This window comes from Bradyrhizobium sp. AT1, from assembly GCF_001590795.1.
GTDB lineage: Bacteria > Pseudomonadota > Alphaproteobacteria > Rhizobiales > Xanthobacteraceae > Bradyrhizobium.
In genome coordinates this window covers 7,158,219-7,175,182 of record NZ_JXDL01000001.1, presented here as the reverse complement: position 1 = coordinate 7,175,182, position 16,964 = coordinate 7,158,219, and the positions used below count along the sequence as shown (strand labels likewise).

Sequence of the window (16,964 nt, the reverse complement as noted above, 5' to 3'; positions counted from 1 at the left end):
TTCCCTCGGCGCCACGTCACCGCGCGAGTCAGTCATTCCACTGGAGAAGCGGCGATCCATACGCCCTTCTCCAGACTGACAGGAAGCGCGGAAACCAGGAGTGAGCCACCGCGCCCTTGTAGGCCCAGGTGCGATATTTCAGACCCTGCTCGGAGATCAGCTCCTGATATCCGCCGTGGAGCTCGGTCGCGGTACGAATGTCCTTCAATATCCCTTGCGCGCAGGAACGGTAGGTATCGCTCCCCGAGAGTTCGTCATAATCCAACATGCGATCCGCAAATTCGACGTTGAACGTCGGCCAGGAGGAACGCCCCTGATAGGCGGGAGCCGCAATCTTGTGGATCATCTTGTTGCGCGGATTGTCCGCGGACACCAGGAAGTGGAACGTGCGGGGGATGCGAAAGCGCGGCTCCGCTATGATCAGATCCGCCGTGGCGGCGAACAATGCCCGCTCGCTCGCATCGTTCAGATCCCAGAAGCCGCGATGCACGCTGACGAAATCCAGCGCAACCGAAGACGCCGGCGAGCTCACCGGGCCATCCAGGGAATGCCTGACATATCCGTCCCTGCCGAACAGGCGGAGCAGGTCCTTCTTGTACTGCGCAAGGTCGCGCCCCAGCAACCGCTTCAGCTCATTCTCGTCGACGAGTCCGAGCTGTACGCTCCACGCGAAGGTCGTATGGACACAGGCATTGGTCACGAAACGCCGGCGCTCGGCACGAGTATCCGTCGCGGCGGAGCGAGGTGCATGCGCGTCACACAGCAGATACCTGCTGCCGCCGTCGTCGAGCGGCTCGAGCTCGCTTGCAAGCTGCAGGATCGCACGCTTCAGGTCACCGCCATATTCGGCCAGCAGCAGGCGGCCGGCATGCGCGCATTGCGACATTGCCAGATAGGACGGCGCCCTCTGGTCGGCGGAGATCATCTGCTGCAGGCCGGCCAAAATGCCGAGCAGCGTGTCCGACGGACGCGAGAAGTAGTTCACGCCGAGATATCGGCCCCGCCCCGCCGGCACGATGGTCGTCGTGACGACGCCGGCGCGAACAGCCTCCAGCAGCAAACGGATGCTCTTGTCGAGCAGCCGGGCCCGCCGCACCGCGTCTTGTGCATCCATGATGGTTTCGGGGTCGAGGACATCAGGATAAAACCAGGCGAAGTCGCGGGGATAATAGGCCGATGCGTGTGGTGCGCCCGTGACGAGGAAAGCCTCGGTGACCGAAAAGGCGCTGTCCATCGAGTGCCGGTAAAGATCCTCGATGGCCGACAACGAATGATGCGATTCTCTCAGGAATCGATCCCCAAGAAAATTGACCGCCTGGAGCGCGTTGGCGAAAAACGTCGCAGCCACGCCTTGATAGAACCGGTTTCCGCGATGTGAGGGCAACGAGATATCGCTATTCATATGTGGGCCAGGCCAACTCCGATGGTGCGGCCACCATCCAAAGCATGGCTGATTCGTGTTTCGTCCAGATGACGTGCCGGCCTCCGGCGAGGCGTCTTCAACCAGCCCCGGCGACGACAATCTTCGATCGGCCGGTAGTGAGTTCACCCGAATTCGTTTATGAAACACGACAGGCGACGCTGCGGTCGGCTGGCGCGTGGCGGGGTACTGACCAGGGAGCGGCGATGAGTGGCGCATCCGAACGCGACGAGCGCTTTCTGCGCCTCTCCTTCGACGTTGCCCGGCGCTCCATCACCCATGGCAATCATCCGTTCGGCTGCATCGTCGTCGCGGGCGACAAGGTGCTGATCGAGGCCGAGAACGGCTACATGCCGGATCACGACGGCACCGCGCATGCCGAACGTCTCGCGGCCACCCAGGCCTGCCGCACACTCGGCCGCGATGTGCTGGCAACAGCGACGCTGTATTCCTCCGCGGAGCCCTGCGCGATGTGCGCCGGTGCGATCTACTGGGCCGGCATCGGCCGCGTCGTCTACGGTCTCAGCGAGCATCGCTTGCGCGGCATCACCGGCAACCATCCGGAGAATCCGACGCTCGACCTGCCGTGCCGCGAGGTCTTTGCCAGCGGCCAGCGACCGACCGAGGTCATTGGCCCGCTGCTCGAGGACGAAGCCGAAGCGCTGCACGACGGCGCGTGGACGAGGTAAACACCAACTCCAATCAGTAACAGGGTTAGCTGGCGGCTGCGCGGAGCGCAGTCCGCCGGCGTAACCCACCAGGCTTCCAGGCTCGCCAGCCGAAGTAGGTGGATTACGCCTGCAGCTAATCCACCCTACGACTGCCGAGCGGTGGCGATCAGAACTTCACGGTGATACCGGAGTAGAGCGAGGACTCGGTGCACGACCCCGTGCTCACCGTCCGGCCACCGACGGCCGTGGTGCAACCGACGGCGAGGTTGTGATCGAGACCGAACTTGTTCTGCCAGTAGCGGTAAGCCACCCAGACGTCCACAAAGTGCGAGTACTTGTCACCCCAGACGGCCTTCGAAGCATCGAAGGTCAAGCGGATCGGCTCCGAATTCAACTCCACTGCCGTATTGTAGACGCCGTTCGCCGGGCTGTAGGGAAGCGGTTCGGTGTCGGTCCCCTTCTTGCCGTACCAGCCGGCGCGACCGCTGATCGAGAAATATTGCATGTTCGGCGGCAGGAAACCGAGGTCCATGTAGTAGTTGATCTCGACGGCCCAGGTCGGCTTGAACGAGGTGTTGCCATCCGCGATGCAGGTCACGCCGGGAACGCCCGGACCGAACAATCCGCACTGGCTGAACGCGTTGTGATTGGCGAACTCCCAATACACCAGCGGCGCGACGTTGATGTAACCCTTGTAGGGCAGATCAAACGCAAACTGCAGGCCGCCGACGACGTCACGCTTGGCGGCGCCGAAATACCTGTTCTCGGTATTGGCATCCATGCCGACCTCGAACGAGATATTGTGCAGCGGTCCCGCACTGAACGCCTTGGTGTTGAAGAGTTCATTCCAGCCGAAGGTCGAGCGGAACAGCCCGTAGATTTCGGTCGCACCCGCGCACGTCGCCGGCGCACCGAAGATCGTCCCCGCATTCGTGCACGGCCCGGCCGGGTCATTGTGGTCGGACTTGAACATGGAGATGGTGAAGAAGTTCGTGCCATACGCCCAGGCGTCGAAATGGGTGAATGAGTACACCTGCTTGGTGGTCTTGCTGTCGATCGACCCATCCGGCCGGAACGACCACGCACCGGGTTGAGAGGCGTTGAAGATGTACGAGAAGGTGACGCGGTTATCGATCACCAGGAAGAACGGAAGCTCCGACGCTTTCTTGGCAGCTTTGACCGGCAAGTCCGCCGCGTAAGCCTGGCCACCGGTGGCCAGCGTAGCAAGTGACAGCGCCGCTGCTGCCATTGCCGTGTAACGAAACGACATCCTGAATACCCCCGAGTTTGCACACGTCAATGAACGCCCTTGGGTGCGACAGTTGCGCCGATCACCGGGAGTGAGAAGCCTCAACTTTTTTCAGGCCATGCCGCTTGTTTCGGCACGAGGCGACGCTTCATCGCGGAATCCGGAAGGTTCTTGCGCGCCACCACCGCGGGACATAGGGCCGGGCGAGGCCGTCCATTGCCGGACATTTCTGCTTGATTTCCCTTTTCTTTTTTGCCGAACGGAGCTTGCGAGAGCGATGGGTCGGCAGCCGGTGGTGGGGCGAGCCGCAGTGCATGGGCGCGGTGGCGCTATTCTGCTCACTGCGACGTCAAGTCTGCTTAGCGGGTTCCGATTTGGCTTGGACCGTCACAAATCTGCAACAGGCGTCCACGGAAGCCGCGCGCTGCACCCACCACCCGGTGCCTGCCAACGCGTTGAGCAAGGGATGACGCATTTTCACACCTTACGCCGCGGTTCAAACTGGCTCACTATTGGGGCACTTCACCATGCAAGCGCGTCAGCGAATGTTGGATTCGACAATTGACAGCCTGAATTCCGGCGAGTCCCCGCTGCTGCGGACGATCGGACTCACCAAACGCTATGGCGATTTCCTCGCCAACGATTCCATCGACATCGATATCCGGTCCGGCGAAATCCACGCATTGCTCGGCGAGAACGGCGCCGGCAAGTCGACGCTGGTGAAGGCGATCTACGGCCTGATCCAACCCAGCGCTGGCGAGATTCGCTGGCGGGGCGAACGAATCACTCTGTCCGGTCCCTCGGACGCGCGCCGCCGCGGCATCGGCATGGTGTTCCAGCATTTCTCGCTGTTCGACAACCTCACCGTCGCCGAGAACGTCGCGCTCGGCCTCGACGGCAAGGAGTCCTTCAAGGACATGTCGGCGCGATTGGAGCGGGTATCGAAGACTTACGGCCTTCCTCTCGACCCCCGGCGCGAGGTCTGGCAACTATCGGTCGGCGAGCGCCAGCGCATCGAGATCGTCCGCGCACTGATGCAGGAGCCGAAATTCCTGATCCTCGACGAGCCGACCGCGGTGTTGACGCCGCAGGAGGCCGATCAACTCTTCGTCGTGCTGGAGCGCCTCAAGGCGGAAGGCCGCGCCGTCCTCTACATCAGCCACAAGCTCGAAGAGGTGAAGCGGCTTTGCGATACCGCCACGATCCTGCGCGGCGGCAGGAAGGTCGCGACCTGCAATCCCGGGCTCGAGACCGCCGCCTCGCTCGCGCGCATGATGGTCGGCGGCGAGATCAAGGAGGTGAAGGCGGCATCCGGCCGGAAGACCACCGTGCCGCGGCTCGTCGTCAACGATCTCTCACTCGCGCCGGGCGAAGCACACGGCGTACGGCTAGAGCACATCTCGTTCGAGCTGAAGGGCGGCGAGATCCTGGGCATCGCCGGAGTTGCCGGCAACGGCCAGGACGAATTGTTCGCTGCGCTATCCGGTGAGCGGTTGTCGAAGGACCCGGGCACGGTGGTGATCGAAGGCATCGCCGCCGGCCATCTCTCGATCACGCAACGGCGCAAGCTGGGTGCCGCCTTCGTGCCGGAGGAGCGGCTCGGCCATGGCACCGCGCCGCGCATGAAGCTGTCGGAGAACGCGCTGCTCACCGGACACGCCGCGAGCGGCATGGTCCATCGCGGCTTCATCAATGCCGCCGCCACGCTTGATACCGTCGACCGGGCGACTGAGACGTTCGACGTGCGCAAGGCCAAGCGCGATCCGGAGGCTGCATCGCTGTCCGGCGGCAATTTGCAAAAATTCATCGTCGGACGCGAAATCCTGCGCAATCCCGCGGTGCTGGTGGTGAACCAGCCGACCTGGGGCGTCGACGCCGGTGCCGCCGCCGTCATTCGCCAGGCGCTGCTCGATCTCGCAGCCGCGGGCGCCGCCGTGCTCGTGACCAGCCAGGATCTGGACGAACTCACCGAGATCGCCGACCGCATCGCGGTGATGTTCCACGGCAAACTATCGGCGCCGCTCGCCACCAGCGAGGCGACCCGCGAAAGGCTCGGCCTGCTGATGGGCGGCAGCAGCCTGGAGCCGAAGGAGGCCGCGCATGCAGTTGGTGCTTGAGAAGCGCGCCGAGCGCTCTGGCACGATCGCGCTGGTCTCCCCGCTGATCGCGATCGGCCTCACGATTCTGACCATGGTCATCCTGTTCGCGATCCTCGGCAAGAATCCGCTGCTCGCGCTGCACGCCTATTTCATCGCGCCCTTGACCGACGGCTATTCACTGCAGGAGATCGCGGTGAAGGCGACGCCGTTGGTGATGATCGCGATCGGACTGTCGCTGTGCTACCTCGCCAACGCCTGGAATATCGGCGCCGAAGGTCAATTCCTGATCGGCGCGGTGGCCGGAAGCTGGATCGCGGTGAGGACGCAAGGCACCGACGCCGGCGCCTGGGTGCTGCCTGCCATGCTCGTGCTCGCCGCAGCAGCAGGCGCGCTCTATGCCTTGATCCCCGCGATCTGCAAGGTGAAGTTCGGCGCCAGCGAGATCCTGACCAGCCTGATGCTGGTCTATGTCGCCGACCTCTTCCTCGATTATCTCGTGCGCGGGCCATGGCGCGATCCGCACGGCTTCAACTTCCCGACCACGGCGGAGTTCGACCCGGTGGCGACAGTGCCGCTGCTGATCGAAGGCGGCCGGCTGCATCTCGGCTCCATCATCGCGCTGCTCGTCGTCGCCGCGGCCGCCATCCTGCTCGCTCGCACCATCAAGGGGTTCGAGATCCGCGTCGTCGGCGCCGCGCCCCGTGCGGCCCGGTTCGGCGGCTTCAACGCCAACCAGCTGGTCATCCTGACCTTCGCGGTCTCGGGGGCGCTCGCGGGCCTTGCCGGCGTCATCGAGGTCGCGGGTCCGGTCGGACACCTCCAGCCCGGCATCTCACCTGGCTACGGTTTTACGGCGATCATCGTTGCCTTCCTTGGCCGGCTGAACCCGCTTGGAATATTAATTGCAGGCCTTTTTCTCGCACTGACCTTTATCGGCGGCGAGCAGGCCCAGATCGCGATGAAGATCCCGTTGGACGTCACCAAGGTGTTTCAGGGCATTTTGCTGTTCTACGTGCTCGCCTGCGATTCCCTGATCCTCTACCGCTTCAAGCTGGTCTTCCCGAACCGACAGGTGACCCGTGGAGCTGGTTGAGGCCATCATCCTTTCGGTGCTCGCCGCCTCGACGCCGCTGCTGATCGCCGCGACCGGCGAGCTCGTCACCGAACGCTCCGGCGTACTCAACCTCGGCGTCGAGGGCATGATGATCGTCGGCGCGGCCTGCGGCTTTGCCGGCGCCTGGCTCACCGGCTCGATTTTCATCGGCGCGCTGTTCGGCATCGTCGCAGGCACGATGATGTCGTTGATCTTTGCATTGATGGCGCTCGGACTCGCGGTCAACCAGGTCGCGACCGGTCTCGCGCTGACCATTCTCGGCGTCGGACTGTCCGGCCTGATCGGAGCGGGGTTCGTCGGCGAACGCATCACGCCTGCGGTTCATCTCTTCATTCCGGGCCTCACCGACATTCCGCTGGTCGGCCGCGTGCTGTTCGGCGAGGACGGCTTCGTCTATGTCTCCATTGCCCTCGTCCTCGGCGTCTGGTGGTTCCTGTACCGCACGCGGGCGGGACTGATCCTGCGCGCCTGCGGCGACAACCATGTTTCCGCGCACGCGCTCGGCTATCCCGTGCTGCGCATCCGCACCTTCGCCGTAATGTTCGGCGGCGCCTGCGCCGGACTTGCCGGGGCCTATTTGCCGCTCGCCTATACGCCGTTCTTCATCCCCGGCATGACCGCGGGCCGCGGCTGGATCGCGCTGGCACTGGTGGTGTTCTCGTCCTGGCGACCGGGCCGGCTCGTGGTCGGCGCCTATCTGTTCGGCGCAGTGACGATCCTGCAGCTGCACGCGCAAGGCTGGGGCGTCGGCATTCCCTCGCAATTCATGTCGGCGCTGCCTTATCTCGCGACCATCATCGTTCTGGTTCTGCTTTCCCGCGCGCGCAGCGGCGGCTCGACCGCACCGGCCGCGCTCGGCACCGTGTTCGTTCCCGACCGCTGAACTTCATTCTCGCGACGCGCGCGATGGGGCGCACGCGTTGCGGATCGTGGCTTTCCCCTGATGTTTGGAGATCGATGATGAGGAAATCGTTTCTTGCGCTGGCCGCCGGACTCTTGCTTGCCGGAAGCGTCGATGCGGCCTCCGCCGCCGACAAGCTCAAGGTCGGCTTCATCTATCTGGGTCCGATCGGCGACTTGGGGTGGACCTATCAACACGATCTGGCGCGCCAGGCGCTGGTGAAGGAATTGGGCGACAAGATCGAGACCACTTATCTCGAGAACGTGCCCGAAGGCCCCGACGCCGAGCGTTCCATAGAGCAGCTGGTCCGCGCGGGCAACAAGCTGATCTTCACGACGTCGTTCGGCTACATGGACCCGACGCTGAAGGTCGCCAAGAAATATCCGAACGTACATTTCGAGCACGCCACCGGCTACAAGCGCAACCCGAACATGTCGACCTATTCGGCCAGATGGTATCAGGGCCGCTACATTCAAGGCTTGATCGCGGCCAAGATGTCGAAGTCAGGCGTGCTCGGCTATATCGGCTCGTTTCCGATTCCGGAGGTCGTCTCCGGCATCAATGCGACGATGCTGGCGGCGCAGACCATCAACCCGAATATCAAGGTCAAGATCATCTGGGCCAACACCTGGTTCGATCCCGGCAAGGAAGCCGACGCCGCCAAGGCGCTGATCGACCAGGGCGCCGACGTCATCATGCAGCACACGGATTCGCCTGCCGCGATGCAGATCGCCAGCGAACGCGGCAAGCTGGCTTTCGGCCAGGATTCCGAGATGATCAAGTTCGGACCCAAGACCCAGCTCACCTCGATCCTCGACACCTGGGGCCCCTACTACATCGAGCGCGTCAAGGCCGAGCTCGCGGGAACCTGGAAGTCCGAGGACAGCTGGGGCGGCCTCGACAGCCACATGTTCGCGATGGCGCCCTATACCAACATGCCCGACGAGGTGAAGAAAATGGCGGAGGATGCCCAGGCGGCGATCACCGCGGGCAAGCTGCATCCGTTCAAGTGCCCGATCGTTGGGCAGGACGGCAAGCCGGTGGAATGCAAGGGCGGCGATCACCTCGACGACGGGCAAATCCTCGGCATGAATTTCTACGTCAAGGGCATCGACGACAAGCTTCCGGGCAAGTAGCACGCTTCTTGCTTTACCCAAATCACCTGCTCCTCCCGGAGGAGGTTCGGAGGGGGTGGCCAGAAGCACCCGGCACTTGTGGTCGCCCCCTCTTTCAATTCTCTCCCTATCCGGCCTGCATGGCCCGCGCCGCCGAGCTATGGCGGCGGATAAGGTCGGCGACGTCCTGGCCCGGGATCGCACCGTCGATCACGGCCCATCGTCCGGCCACCATGACCCGGTCGGCCCGATGCGCCCCGCACAGCACCAGTGCGGCCAGGGGATCGCCGTGGCCGGAGAAGCGCAATTCGTCGAGCTTGAACAGCGCGAGGTCCGCAGCCTTGCCGACCGCGATCTCGCCGAGTTCCGGACGGCCGACGCAGGCCGCCGACCCCTTGGTGGCCCAGCGCAGCGCATCCTTGTGGCTAACCTTGGTTACCCCGTAGCGCGCCCGTTGCAGCAGGAAGGCGGCGCGGACCTCCTGCATCAGGTTCGAACCGTCGTTCGAGGCCGAGCCGTCGACACCGAGCCCGATGCCGACACCGGCTTCCTCCATCTCGCAGACCGGGCAGCAGCCGGACGCCAGCAACTGATTGCTGCACGCGCAATGGCTGATGGTCGTCCCGGCCTTGCCGATCCGCTTCATCTCGTCAGCATTGAAGAAAATGCCGTGGGCGAGCCAGGTCCGTGCATTGAGCCAGCCGCACTGCTCGAGATAGTCGAGCGGACGGCAGCCATACATCTGCTCGCAGAATTTGTTCTCGTCCTCGGTCTCGGCGAGATGGGTGTGCAGGCGCACGTCGAGCTTGCCGGCGAGATCGGCGGTGGCGCGCATCAGCGACGTCGTCACCGAGAACGGCGAGCACGGCGCCAGCGCGATCTGCACCATCGCATCCGCGCCGCGCTGGTGATGCTTGGCCACCACGCGCGCGCTGTCGGCGAGGATCGTGTCCTCGTCCTGCACGACGCTGTCAGGCGGCAGGCCGCCGTTGCGCTGCGACAGGTTCATCGAGCCGCGCGTCAGCAACACGCGCACGCCCAGCCGATTTGCAACGCCGACCTCGACATCGACGGCGTCCTCGAGGCCTGCCGGGAAGACGTAATGATGATCGGTCGTGGTGGTGCAGCCCGACAGCAACAGCTCCGACATCGCCACGGTGACGCCGAGCTCGAGCGCTTCAGGCGTCAGTTTCGCCCAGACCGGATAGAGCGCCTGCAGCCAAGGGAACAGCTCGCGGTCCATCGCCGCCGGCAGCGCCCGCGTCAGGGTCTGGTAGAAGTGATGATGGGTGTTGATGAGGCCCGGCAGCACGACATGTTCGGCCGCATCGAACACCGCCACGTCCGCCGTCGCAGGCGTGCCGCCGGCCGGCACCAGCTCGACGATCCGACCATCCTTCACCACGACCCCGCGCGTAGCGCCATCGGCGAGGATGGCCAGGGGATCCCTGATCCAGATCGGCTTTGTGTCGCCCATGTCCCGCTTCTCCTTCACATCCGCTGACAGGCCAGCCAGATAAACGCCGGCCCGGACACCTTCGCGCCACGACTTGTTTGTTGCGACTTGGCTCCGGTCTTGCAAGACTCGTCTGTACGATTCACCGACGGAAGCGTTGGCGCAGCCATGGATTTGAATACCATCACAGCGGTCGCCCATCCGCAAACGCGCATGCAGCTGCCGGTCTGGACCGCAGGTGATGCTTGGCTCGCGGGCGGCACCTGGCTGCTCTCCGAGCCGCAAGCGCACCTGACGCGGCTGATCGATCTCACCGATTTGAAATGGCCGGCGCTGACGATCACCGACAGCCATCTCTCGATCGCCGCCACCTGCACCATCGCAGAGCTCGATGGTCTCACCTGCCCGCCAGACTGGCTCGCCGCGCCGCTGATCAACCAGTGCTGCCGCGCCTTCCTTGCCTCGTTCAAGATCTGGAAAACAGCGACCATCGGCGGCAATCTCTGCATGTCGCTGCCGGCGGGACCGATGATCTCGCTCACATCAGCGCTCGACGGCGTCTGCACCATCTGGAAGGCCGGCGGCGGCGAGCAGCGGATCCCCGTCGCCGAGTTCGTCACCGGTAACCAGCGCAATCGCCTGACGCCGGGCGACCTGCTCCGCCAGATCGACATTCCCATTTCCGCGTTGAAACGCCGCACGGCGTTTCGCCAGATCTCGCTGGCGCCAGTCGGCCGCTCGGCGGCGCTGCTGATCGGCAGCCTTGACGTCGACGGCACGCTGAACCTGACCGTCACCGCATCGACTGTGCGGCCGATCCAGCTGTCCTTCGGCAAAGCCCCGGACGCGAACGCGCTGCGCGACGCGATCGCACAGCAAGTCACGGACGAGCTGTACCACACCGACATCCACGGCCGGCCGTTCTGGCGCAAGCACATGACGTTCCGACTTGCCGAGGAGATTCGCCGCGAGTTGCTGGAGACAATGCCGTCATGAGCTTCGAGGTCAACGGCAACACATTTGCGCAGCAGCCGCGCGCCGGCCAGTGTCTGCGCACGTTCCTGCGCGAGCTCGGCCATTTCGGCGTGAAAAAGGGCTGCGACGCCGGCGATTGCGGTGCCTGCACCGTGCTGCTCGACGGCGAACCGGTGCACAGCTGTCTGATTCCGGCATTTCGCGCCGAGGGCCGGGCCGTCACCACGATCGAGGGTCTCGGCGGCGACCACGGCACGCACCCGATGCAGCAGGCCTTCCTCGACGCTCAGGGTTTTCAGTGCGGCTTCTGCACCGCCGGCATGATCCTGACCTGCGCTTCGCTCAACCAGGCCCAGCGCACCGATCTCGGGTCGGCGCTGAAGGGGAATATCTGCCGCTGCACCGGCTATGGCGCGATCGAGGACGCATTGCTCGGCAGGACCAATGTCGAGGCGAGCGTCGAGGCCGGCGCTGCCTTCGGCCGCAGCCTGCCGGCGCCGGCGGGCCCGGACGTCGTGCGCGGCAAGGCACGCTACACTTTCGACGCCGCGATCGACGGCCTGCTTCACGTCAAGCTTGCGCGCTCGCCTCATGCCCACGCCAGGATCGTGGCGATCGACGCATCGGACGCGCTGAACGTTCCCGGCGTGCACGCGGTGCTGACACATGAAGACGCACCTTCGATCCTGATCTCGACCGCGCGGCACGAAAAGGACTGGATGGACCCCGAGGACACCCGCGTTCTCGATGACGTCGTCCGCTTCATCGGACAGAGGATCGCCGCGGTCGTGGCCGAAAGCGAAGCCGCGGCCGAGGAGGCGTGCCGGCGGCTCAAGGTCGACTACGAGATTTTGCCTGCCCTGATTGATCCGGAGTTGGCGATGACGCCGGGCGCGCCGATCATTCACCCCGACCGCACCACCGCGAACCGCATGGCCGATCCCCAGCGCAACCTCGCGGCGGAGACGCATGGCGAGTTCGGCGACGTCGCGGCGGCGCTCGCGACCTCCGCCGTCACCTATGAGGCCACCTTCCACAGCCATCGCGTGCAGCATGCGGCGCTGGAGACCCATGGCGGCCTCGCCTGGCGCGATGAGGCAGGCGTGCTCAACGTGCGCACCTCGACGCAGGTGCCGTTCCTGACCCGCCGCGCGCTGTCTGATATCTTTGAGCTTCCGATCGACAAAGTCCGCGTGTTCTGCGAGCGCGTCGGCGGCGGCTTTGGCGGCAAGCAGGAGATGTTCGTCGAGGACATACTGGCGCTTGCCGCGCTCAAGACCGGACGTCCCGTGAAGCTGGAGTTCACCCGCGAGGAGCAGTTCGTCGCGACCTCGACGCGGCATCCGATGCGGGTGCACATCAAGGCCGGCGCCGATGCCAGCGGCAAACTCACCGCGCTCCAGCTCGACGTGCTCTCCAACACCGGCGCCTACGGCAATCACGCCGGACCCGTGATGTTTCATTCGCTGTCCGAATCGATCGCCGTCTACAATTGCCCGAACAAGCGGGTCGACGGCTACGCCGTCTACACCAACACGGTCCCGGCGGGCGCGTTTCGCGGCTACGGCCTGCCCCAGACCCTGATCGCGATCGAAGCTGCGATCGACGAGCTGGCCAGGCAGCTCGGCATCAGCCCCTACGAGATGCGCCGGCGCAACATCGTGAGGGAGGGCGATCCCATGCTGTCGCCGCCGCCATCCGAATTTCACGACGTGCTCTACGGCTCCTACGGCCTCGACCAGTGCCTCGACCTCGTCGAGCGCGCCATGCAGGCCGACGTCCCTCAGCCGGAGCTTTCGCCGGACTGGCTGATCGGCGACGGTATCGCCCTCACCATGATCGACTCCGCGCCGCCGGCCGGCCATTTCGCCGACGCCACGATCGCGCTCAGCGAGGACGGCTTCGACCTCACCGTCGGCACCGCCGAGTTCGGCAACGGCACCAGCACCGTGCACCGGCAGATTGCCGCGAACACGCTGGCGACCACCGTCGACAGAATCCATTTGCGCCAATCCGACACGGCCCACGGCGGGCACGACACCGGCGCCTATGGCAGCGCCGGCACCTTCGTCGCCGGCAAGGCGACCCATGCGGCTTCCATGCAGCTTGCGGACGAGCTGAAGGCGGCGGCCGCCGCTGCGTGGCTGTGTGACGTCGGGACTTGCGTGCTCGAGGACAACGCCGTCGTCAGCGGCGTCCGGCGCATGAATTTTACGGAGCTGGCGAAGCTCGCGCGCGAACGCGGTCAGCCGTTCGCGGGCAGCGGCAATTCCGCGGGCACGCCGCGGTCGGTCGGCTTCAACGTCCAGGGCTTTCGTATCGCCGTGAACAAGGGCACGGGCGAGCTCAGGATTCTCAGGAGCGTGCAGGCGGCGGACGCCGGAATTGTCGCCAATCCCATGCAGTGCCGTGGCCAAGTCGAAGGCGGCGTCGCGCAGGCGATCGGTGCCGCGCTCTACGAGGAGATGGTGATCGATGCCGAGGGGCGCGTCACCAACCCGAAATTCCGCGACTACCACCTGCCCTCCTTCGCCGACGTGCCGCGCACGGAGGTGTACTTCGCCGACACGTCCGACACGATCGGGCCGCTGGGGGCGAAGTCGATGAGCGAGAGCCCGTACAATCCGGTCGCTGCCGCGCTCGGCAACGCGATTGCAAACGCCACCGGCATCCGCTTCACCGCGCCGCCGTTCAAGCCGGACCGGCTGTTTCCGGCGCTGCACGATAAGTTCGGCGACTAGCTGCCGCGATAGGTCGAATAGCTCCACGGCGTGACCAACAGCGGCACGTGGTAGTGGCCCTCCGGCTCGCTGATCGCGAAGCGTAGCGGAATTTCGTCGAGGAAGGGCGGGTCGGACAGCGGCACGTTGCGTTCGGCGTAGTACTTGGCAACGCTGAATTTGAGCTCGTAGCGGCCGATCGGCAGCGGGCGGCCGCCGATCAGCGGCTGGTCGGTGCGACCGTCCGCGTTGGTGATGGCGCGCGCGATCACGCGGCTCTCGCCGAGCGCGGCGAGCTCGACGAGTTCGACCGGAATCCCCGGCGCAGGCTTGCCGATGTGATTGTCGAGCACATGCGTCGACAGCCGGCCGTGCACCTTCAACTTGTCGTCGGCGGTGACGAGCTGATCGAGCCGCAGCGCGGAGATGCGGCCGATTTCCTCGATCGCGCGCCGCGTCTCGGTCTTGGCGATGTTGCGCAACCGGATCTCGAAATCGCGCAGCACGGAATCCTTGGTGTGACGGCGCACGCAGACGATATAGGGGAAGCCGAACTTGTCGCGATAGGCGGTGTTGACGCGTTCGAATGCCGCGTATTCGGCCTCCGACAATCGGTCGAGCCCGGCCCCGTTCTGCTCGTCGGTCGATTCTGCCGTCAGCCCCGCCGCGCGCTGGGTCTTGTTGGCGAGATCAGGGTGCGCCCGGATCAGCGCCAGTTGCGCGTCCGGCTCGGCGCTCTGGATCGCCGCCATCAGCGCTGCGTGCAACTGGTTGATCCCGGCGAATGGCCGCTGCCCGGCAAGCTTCTCCGCGATCCACGGCGAGTATTCGACGACATTGGCGAGCGCCGCGACGAAATCGGCTTGGCTTGCTGCGTTGAGATCTGCGAGCGAGATTTGTGTCATCGTTCTCAACCGATCTCGAACGCATCAGTCGCGAGATGCGCATGCTTGTCATGCCAGTGCTGTGCGATCTGCAATCGCGTCGGCACCCAGACGCGCTCGTGCTTGCCGATATAGTCCAGGAAGCGGATCAAGCCGGCGGCGCGGCCGGGCCGGCCGGCGAGGCGGCAGTGCAGGCCGACCGACATCATCTTCGGTGCGCTCTCGCCTTCGGCATAGAGCACGTCGAAGGCGTCTTTGAGGTAAGTGAAGAACTGCTCGCCTTCGGCAAAGCCCTGCGGATTGATGAAGCGCATGTCGTTGGCATCGAGCGTATAGGGAATGATGAGCTGCTTGCCGCTCGCGCCCTTGATCCAATAGGGCAGATCATCGGCATAGGAGTCGCAGAGATAGAGGAAGCCGCCTTCCTCCATCAAGAGACGGTTGGTGTTGATCGAGGAGCGCCCGGTGTACCAGCCGAGCGGACGCGAGCCGGTGGCTTCAGTGTGGACGCGGATCGCCTCGGCGATCTCGGCGCGCTCCTGCGCCTCGCTCATGTCCTTGTGCTCGATCCATTTCAGGCTGTGGCTGGCGATATCCCAGCCAGCCTCCTTCATCGCCGCGACGATCTCGGGGTTGCGCTTGAGCGCGGTGGCGACGCCGAACACGGTGGTCGGCCAGTTGCGCGCGCTGAACATCCGCCACAGCCGCCAGAAGCCGGCGCGCGAGCCATATTCGAACATCGATTCGATATTGGCATGGCGCTGGCCCGGCCAGGGCTGCGCCCCGAGCACGTCGGACAGGAAGGCTTCCGAGGCGCGGTCGCCGTGCAAAATGTTGTTCTCGCCGCCTTCCTCGAAATTGACGACGAACTGCACGGCGACCTTGGCATCGCCGGGCCATTGCGGGTGCGGCGGGTTGCGGCCGTAACCACGGAGATCGCGCGGGTAGCTTGTGTCGGTCACTCAGACTTCCTCGAAACGAATCGGCAGCGCGCCATTCCACAGCACGCTCTTACCCAGGGTCGCGAGATTCTCCAGGCCCGAGGTCAGCGTGATGAAATGGTTGCCGGCGAGCTGGCCCATCTTGCTCGCGAAATGCACGCTGCCGTAAGCGAGTAGGATCTCGGTCTCGCTGATGCCGCCGGGATAAAGGATGATCTGACCGGGCGCAGGGTAGCTGGTGTGGTTCTCGTAACCGACGCCGAAATCGCGATCGCCGAGCGGCATCCACACGCCCTCGCCGCTCCAGCGCACATGGATGATGTGGCTCTCGAACGGCAGCGCCGGGCGGAAGGCGGCGACGGTCTTGGGGGCCAGTTGCTCCTCGAAGCGGGCGTCGAAGGTGAAATCACCCGCGCGGATAACGAGTTTGCCCATCCTCATCTCTCTGGATCGGGGCCGGTGGCCCGCGGAACACTCTCAAGCAAAGAGCACTCCCGACGGTTTCGCGCAAGTGGCGCGGCGCATCACCTGCGGTCGTAGGACCAGCCGAAAATGCCGCTCCGCCGCGTCTCCGGTTCCACTTCGGCGGCGGGCGGCGGCGCCTCCTTCAGCTCCGCCTGCGGCGGCGGTGCGGGCGGTGCCGGCAGGGTCTCGCATTTCATCGAGTAGACCAGCTTGCCATCCGCGGTACGGCCGATCGGGGCACAGGGATCGGGGTGCGCCGCATTGGTCTTCGGCGTCATCTTGACTTGCGCGACCGCCGGCGAGGCCATCAGCAGCAGGACCAGCAGATATCTCGACATCATTGTCGCCTGGAAACTCGATTGGCCCATTGAACCGGATTGCCGCGGGCAAGTCCATCGGCGCCAGCGGGCATGACTGCCGAATATTTGATCGGCACGTGCCGGCAGACTTCGCATCGGATTGCCCGTCGCGCACTCGTGTCCCGGACAAGCCGCAGCGCACCGCTTCCGGACGATGCTTCGCATCGCCGGGAGAGCGCTGCGTTGCGTCCGGGGCACGTGAGTGAGGTGGGATGCGCGCTCTCTCCACGTCATTGCAATGACGGTGTGAGGCGTGGCAGCTTGCTTCTCCAACCAGACTGTCATTCCCCGCGAAGGCGGGGAATCCAGTACGCTGCGGCTTCTCGGCTCTATCACTGCCGCCTCTGGAATACTGGATCGTCCGCGTTCGCGGGCGATGACACCTTGTGTATGGCTGCAGACATGCCTTGTCGTTCTCGCGGCTTGTTTGCCCGAGCTTTGCTTCATCTTCGCACCCTCAAATCCAAGAGGGCACAGGGAAGGCCGGGTGCCGACTGGCACCCGCGGTCCGCTGCGCGAAATGCACACGCAGGAAGAACCGCACAGCAGCATACAGGTGACGCCGATCACTCGGCCTTCCCTGCGCGATGGTCGG

At 64.7% G+C, this 16,964-nt stretch carries 14 protein-coding genes; 7 read left to right on the top strand and 7 right to left on the bottom strand.

From position 1 onward, the window contains the following. Positions 1–28: 28 nt before the first annotated feature. Positions 29–1,402: a hypothetical protein gene (locus SE92_RS33035; protein ID WP_063202823.1), complete on the bottom strand. Its 1,374-nt coding sequence runs from the start codon at positions 1,400–1,402 to the stop codon at positions 29–31. Between the two features lie 224 nt (positions 1,403–1,626). Between SE92_RS33035 and SE92_RS33030 the strand changes: the two genes are divergently transcribed. Further along, on the top strand, positions 1,627–2,109 hold the full coding sequence (locus tag SE92_RS33030) for a nucleoside deaminase (protein ID WP_063202821.1): 483 nt from the start codon (positions 1,627–1,629) through the stop codon (positions 2,107–2,109). 148 nt (positions 2,110–2,257) lie between these two features. On the opposite strand, the gene SE92_RS33025 is transcribed toward SE92_RS33030, so the two are convergent. Then, positions 2,258–3,361: a hypothetical protein gene (locus tag SE92_RS33025; protein WP_063202819.1), complete on the bottom strand. Its 1,104-nt coding sequence runs from the start codon at positions 3,359–3,361 to the stop codon at positions 2,258–2,260. 506 nt (positions 3,362–3,867) lie between these two features. On the opposite strand from SE92_RS33025, the gene SE92_RS33020 reads away from it, so the two are divergent. The 4 genes from SE92_RS33020 to SE92_RS33005 all read left to right on the top strand — a co-directional run bounded on the left by SE92_RS33020 (position 3,868) and on the right by SE92_RS33005 (position 8,590). Further along, positions 3,868–5,457 (top strand): ABC transporter ATP-binding protein, encoded by a 1,590-nt coding sequence (locus tag SE92_RS33020; protein WP_063202817.1) that lies wholly within the window; start codon positions 3,868–3,870, stop codon positions 5,455–5,457. Then, on the top strand, positions 5,441–6,532 hold the full coding sequence (locus SE92_RS33015; RefSeq protein ID WP_063202815.1) for an ABC transporter permease: 1,092 nt from the start codon (positions 5,441–5,443) through the stop codon (positions 6,530–6,532). Before SE92_RS33020 ends, SE92_RS33015 begins: the two co-directional genes overlap by 17 nt. Then, positions 6,519–7,436 (top strand): ABC transporter permease, encoded by a 918-nt coding sequence (locus tag SE92_RS33010; RefSeq protein ID WP_063202813.1) that lies wholly within the window; start codon positions 6,519–6,521, stop codon positions 7,434–7,436. The genes SE92_RS33015 and SE92_RS33010 overlap by 14 nt, the downstream gene beginning before the upstream one ends. Before the next feature lie 77 nt (positions 7,437–7,513). Then, positions 7,514–8,590: a BMP family ABC transporter substrate-binding protein gene (locus tag SE92_RS33005; RefSeq protein ID WP_063203887.1), complete on the top strand. Its 1,077-nt coding sequence runs from the start codon at positions 7,514–7,516 to the stop codon at positions 8,588–8,590. Between the two features lie 106 nt (positions 8,591–8,696). On the opposite strand, the gene SE92_RS33000 is transcribed toward SE92_RS33005, so the two are convergent. Further along, positions 8,697–10,046 (bottom strand): 8-oxoguanine deaminase, encoded by a 1,350-nt coding sequence (locus SE92_RS33000; RefSeq protein ID WP_063203886.1) that lies wholly within the window; start codon positions 10,044–10,046, stop codon positions 8,697–8,699. A gap of 147 nt (positions 10,047–10,193) precedes the next feature. Here SE92_RS33000 and SE92_RS32995 point away from each other — a divergent pair, with 147 nt between their 5' ends. After that, positions 10,194–11,021, top strand: coding sequence for an FAD binding domain-containing protein (locus SE92_RS32995; protein ID WP_063202811.1), 828 nt, complete (start codon positions 10,194–10,196; stop codon positions 11,019–11,021). Continuing rightward, positions 11,018–13,741 (top strand): molybdopterin-dependent oxidoreductase, encoded by a 2,724-nt coding sequence (locus SE92_RS32990; RefSeq protein WP_063202810.1) that lies wholly within the window; start codon positions 11,018–11,020, stop codon positions 13,739–13,741. The genes SE92_RS32995 and SE92_RS32990 overlap by 4 nt, the downstream gene beginning before the upstream one ends. Here SE92_RS32990 and uraD read toward each other — a convergent pair. The 4 genes from uraD to SE92_RS32970 form a co-directional block, all read right to left on the bottom strand. Then, positions 13,738–14,625 (bottom strand): 2-oxo-4-hydroxy-4-carboxy-5-ureidoimidazoline decarboxylase, encoded by an 888-nt coding sequence (uraD, locus tag SE92_RS32985; RefSeq protein WP_063202808.1) that lies wholly within the window; start codon positions 14,623–14,625, stop codon positions 13,738–13,740. The two genes, SE92_RS32990 and uraD, sit on opposite strands and share 4 nt — an antisense overlap. A gap of 5 nt (positions 14,626–14,630) precedes the next feature. After that, the gene (gene puuE / locus SE92_RS32980; protein WP_063202806.1) at positions 14,631–15,566 is read right to left on the bottom strand and encodes an allantoinase PuuE; all 936 of its coding nucleotides are present in this window, start codon (positions 15,564–15,566) and stop codon (positions 14,631–14,633) included. Beyond that, positions 15,567–15,980 (bottom strand): DUF3830 family protein, encoded by a 414-nt coding sequence (locus SE92_RS32975; protein WP_063202804.1) that lies wholly within the window; start codon positions 15,978–15,980, stop codon positions 15,567–15,569. A gap of 89 nt (positions 15,981–16,069) precedes the next feature. Further along, positions 16,070–16,348 (bottom strand): hypothetical protein, encoded by a 279-nt coding sequence (locus SE92_RS32970; RefSeq protein ID WP_198172858.1) that lies wholly within the window; start codon positions 16,346–16,348, stop codon positions 16,070–16,072. Positions 16,349–16,964 lie beyond the last annotated feature (616 nt).

Bases quoted from the DNA above. Each gene is read 5' to 3' on its own strand.
- uraD (WP_063202808.1), bottom strand. From the start codon at position 14,625: ATGACACAAATCTCGCTCGCAGATCTCAACGCAGCAAGCCAAGCCGAT.
- SE92_RS33025 (WP_063202819.1), bottom strand. From the start codon at position 3,361: ATGTCGTTTCGTTACACGGCAATGGCAGCAGCGGCGCTGTCACTTGCT.
- SE92_RS33035 (WP_063202823.1), bottom strand. From the start codon at position 1,402: ATGAATAGCGATATCTCGTTGCCCTCACATCGCGGAAACCGGTTCTAT.
- SE92_RS32995 (WP_063202811.1), top strand. From the start codon at position 10,194: ATGGATTTGAATACCATCACAGCGGTCGCCCATCCGCAAACGCGCATG.
- SE92_RS33020 (WP_063202817.1), top strand. From the start codon at position 3,868: ATGCAAGCGCGTCAGCGAATGTTGGATTCGACAATTGACAGCCTGAAT.
- SE92_RS32990 (WP_063202810.1), top strand. From the start codon at position 11,018: ATGAGCTTCGAGGTCAACGGCAACACATTTGCGCAGCAGCCGCGCGCC.
- SE92_RS32970 (WP_198172858.1), bottom strand. From the start codon at position 16,348: ATGTCGAGATATCTGCTGGTCCTGCTGCTGATGGCCTCGCCGGCGGTC.
- SE92_RS33030 (WP_063202821.1), top strand. From the start codon at position 1,627: ATGAGTGGCGCATCCGAACGCGACGAGCGCTTTCTGCGCCTCTCCTTC.
- SE92_RS33000 (WP_063203886.1), bottom strand. From the start codon at position 10,046: ATGGGCGACACAAAGCCGATCTGGATCAGGGATCCCCTGGCCATCCTC.
- SE92_RS32975 (WP_063202804.1), bottom strand. From the start codon at position 15,980: ATGGGCAAACTCGTTATCCGCGCGGGTGATTTCACCTTCGACGCCCGC.
- SE92_RS33005 (WP_063203887.1), top strand. From the start codon at position 7,514: ATGAGGAAATCGTTTCTTGCGCTGGCCGCCGGACTCTTGCTTGCCGGA.
- SE92_RS33015 (WP_063202815.1), top strand. From the start codon at position 5,441: ATGCAGTTGGTGCTTGAGAAGCGCGCCGAGCGCTCTGGCACGATCGCG.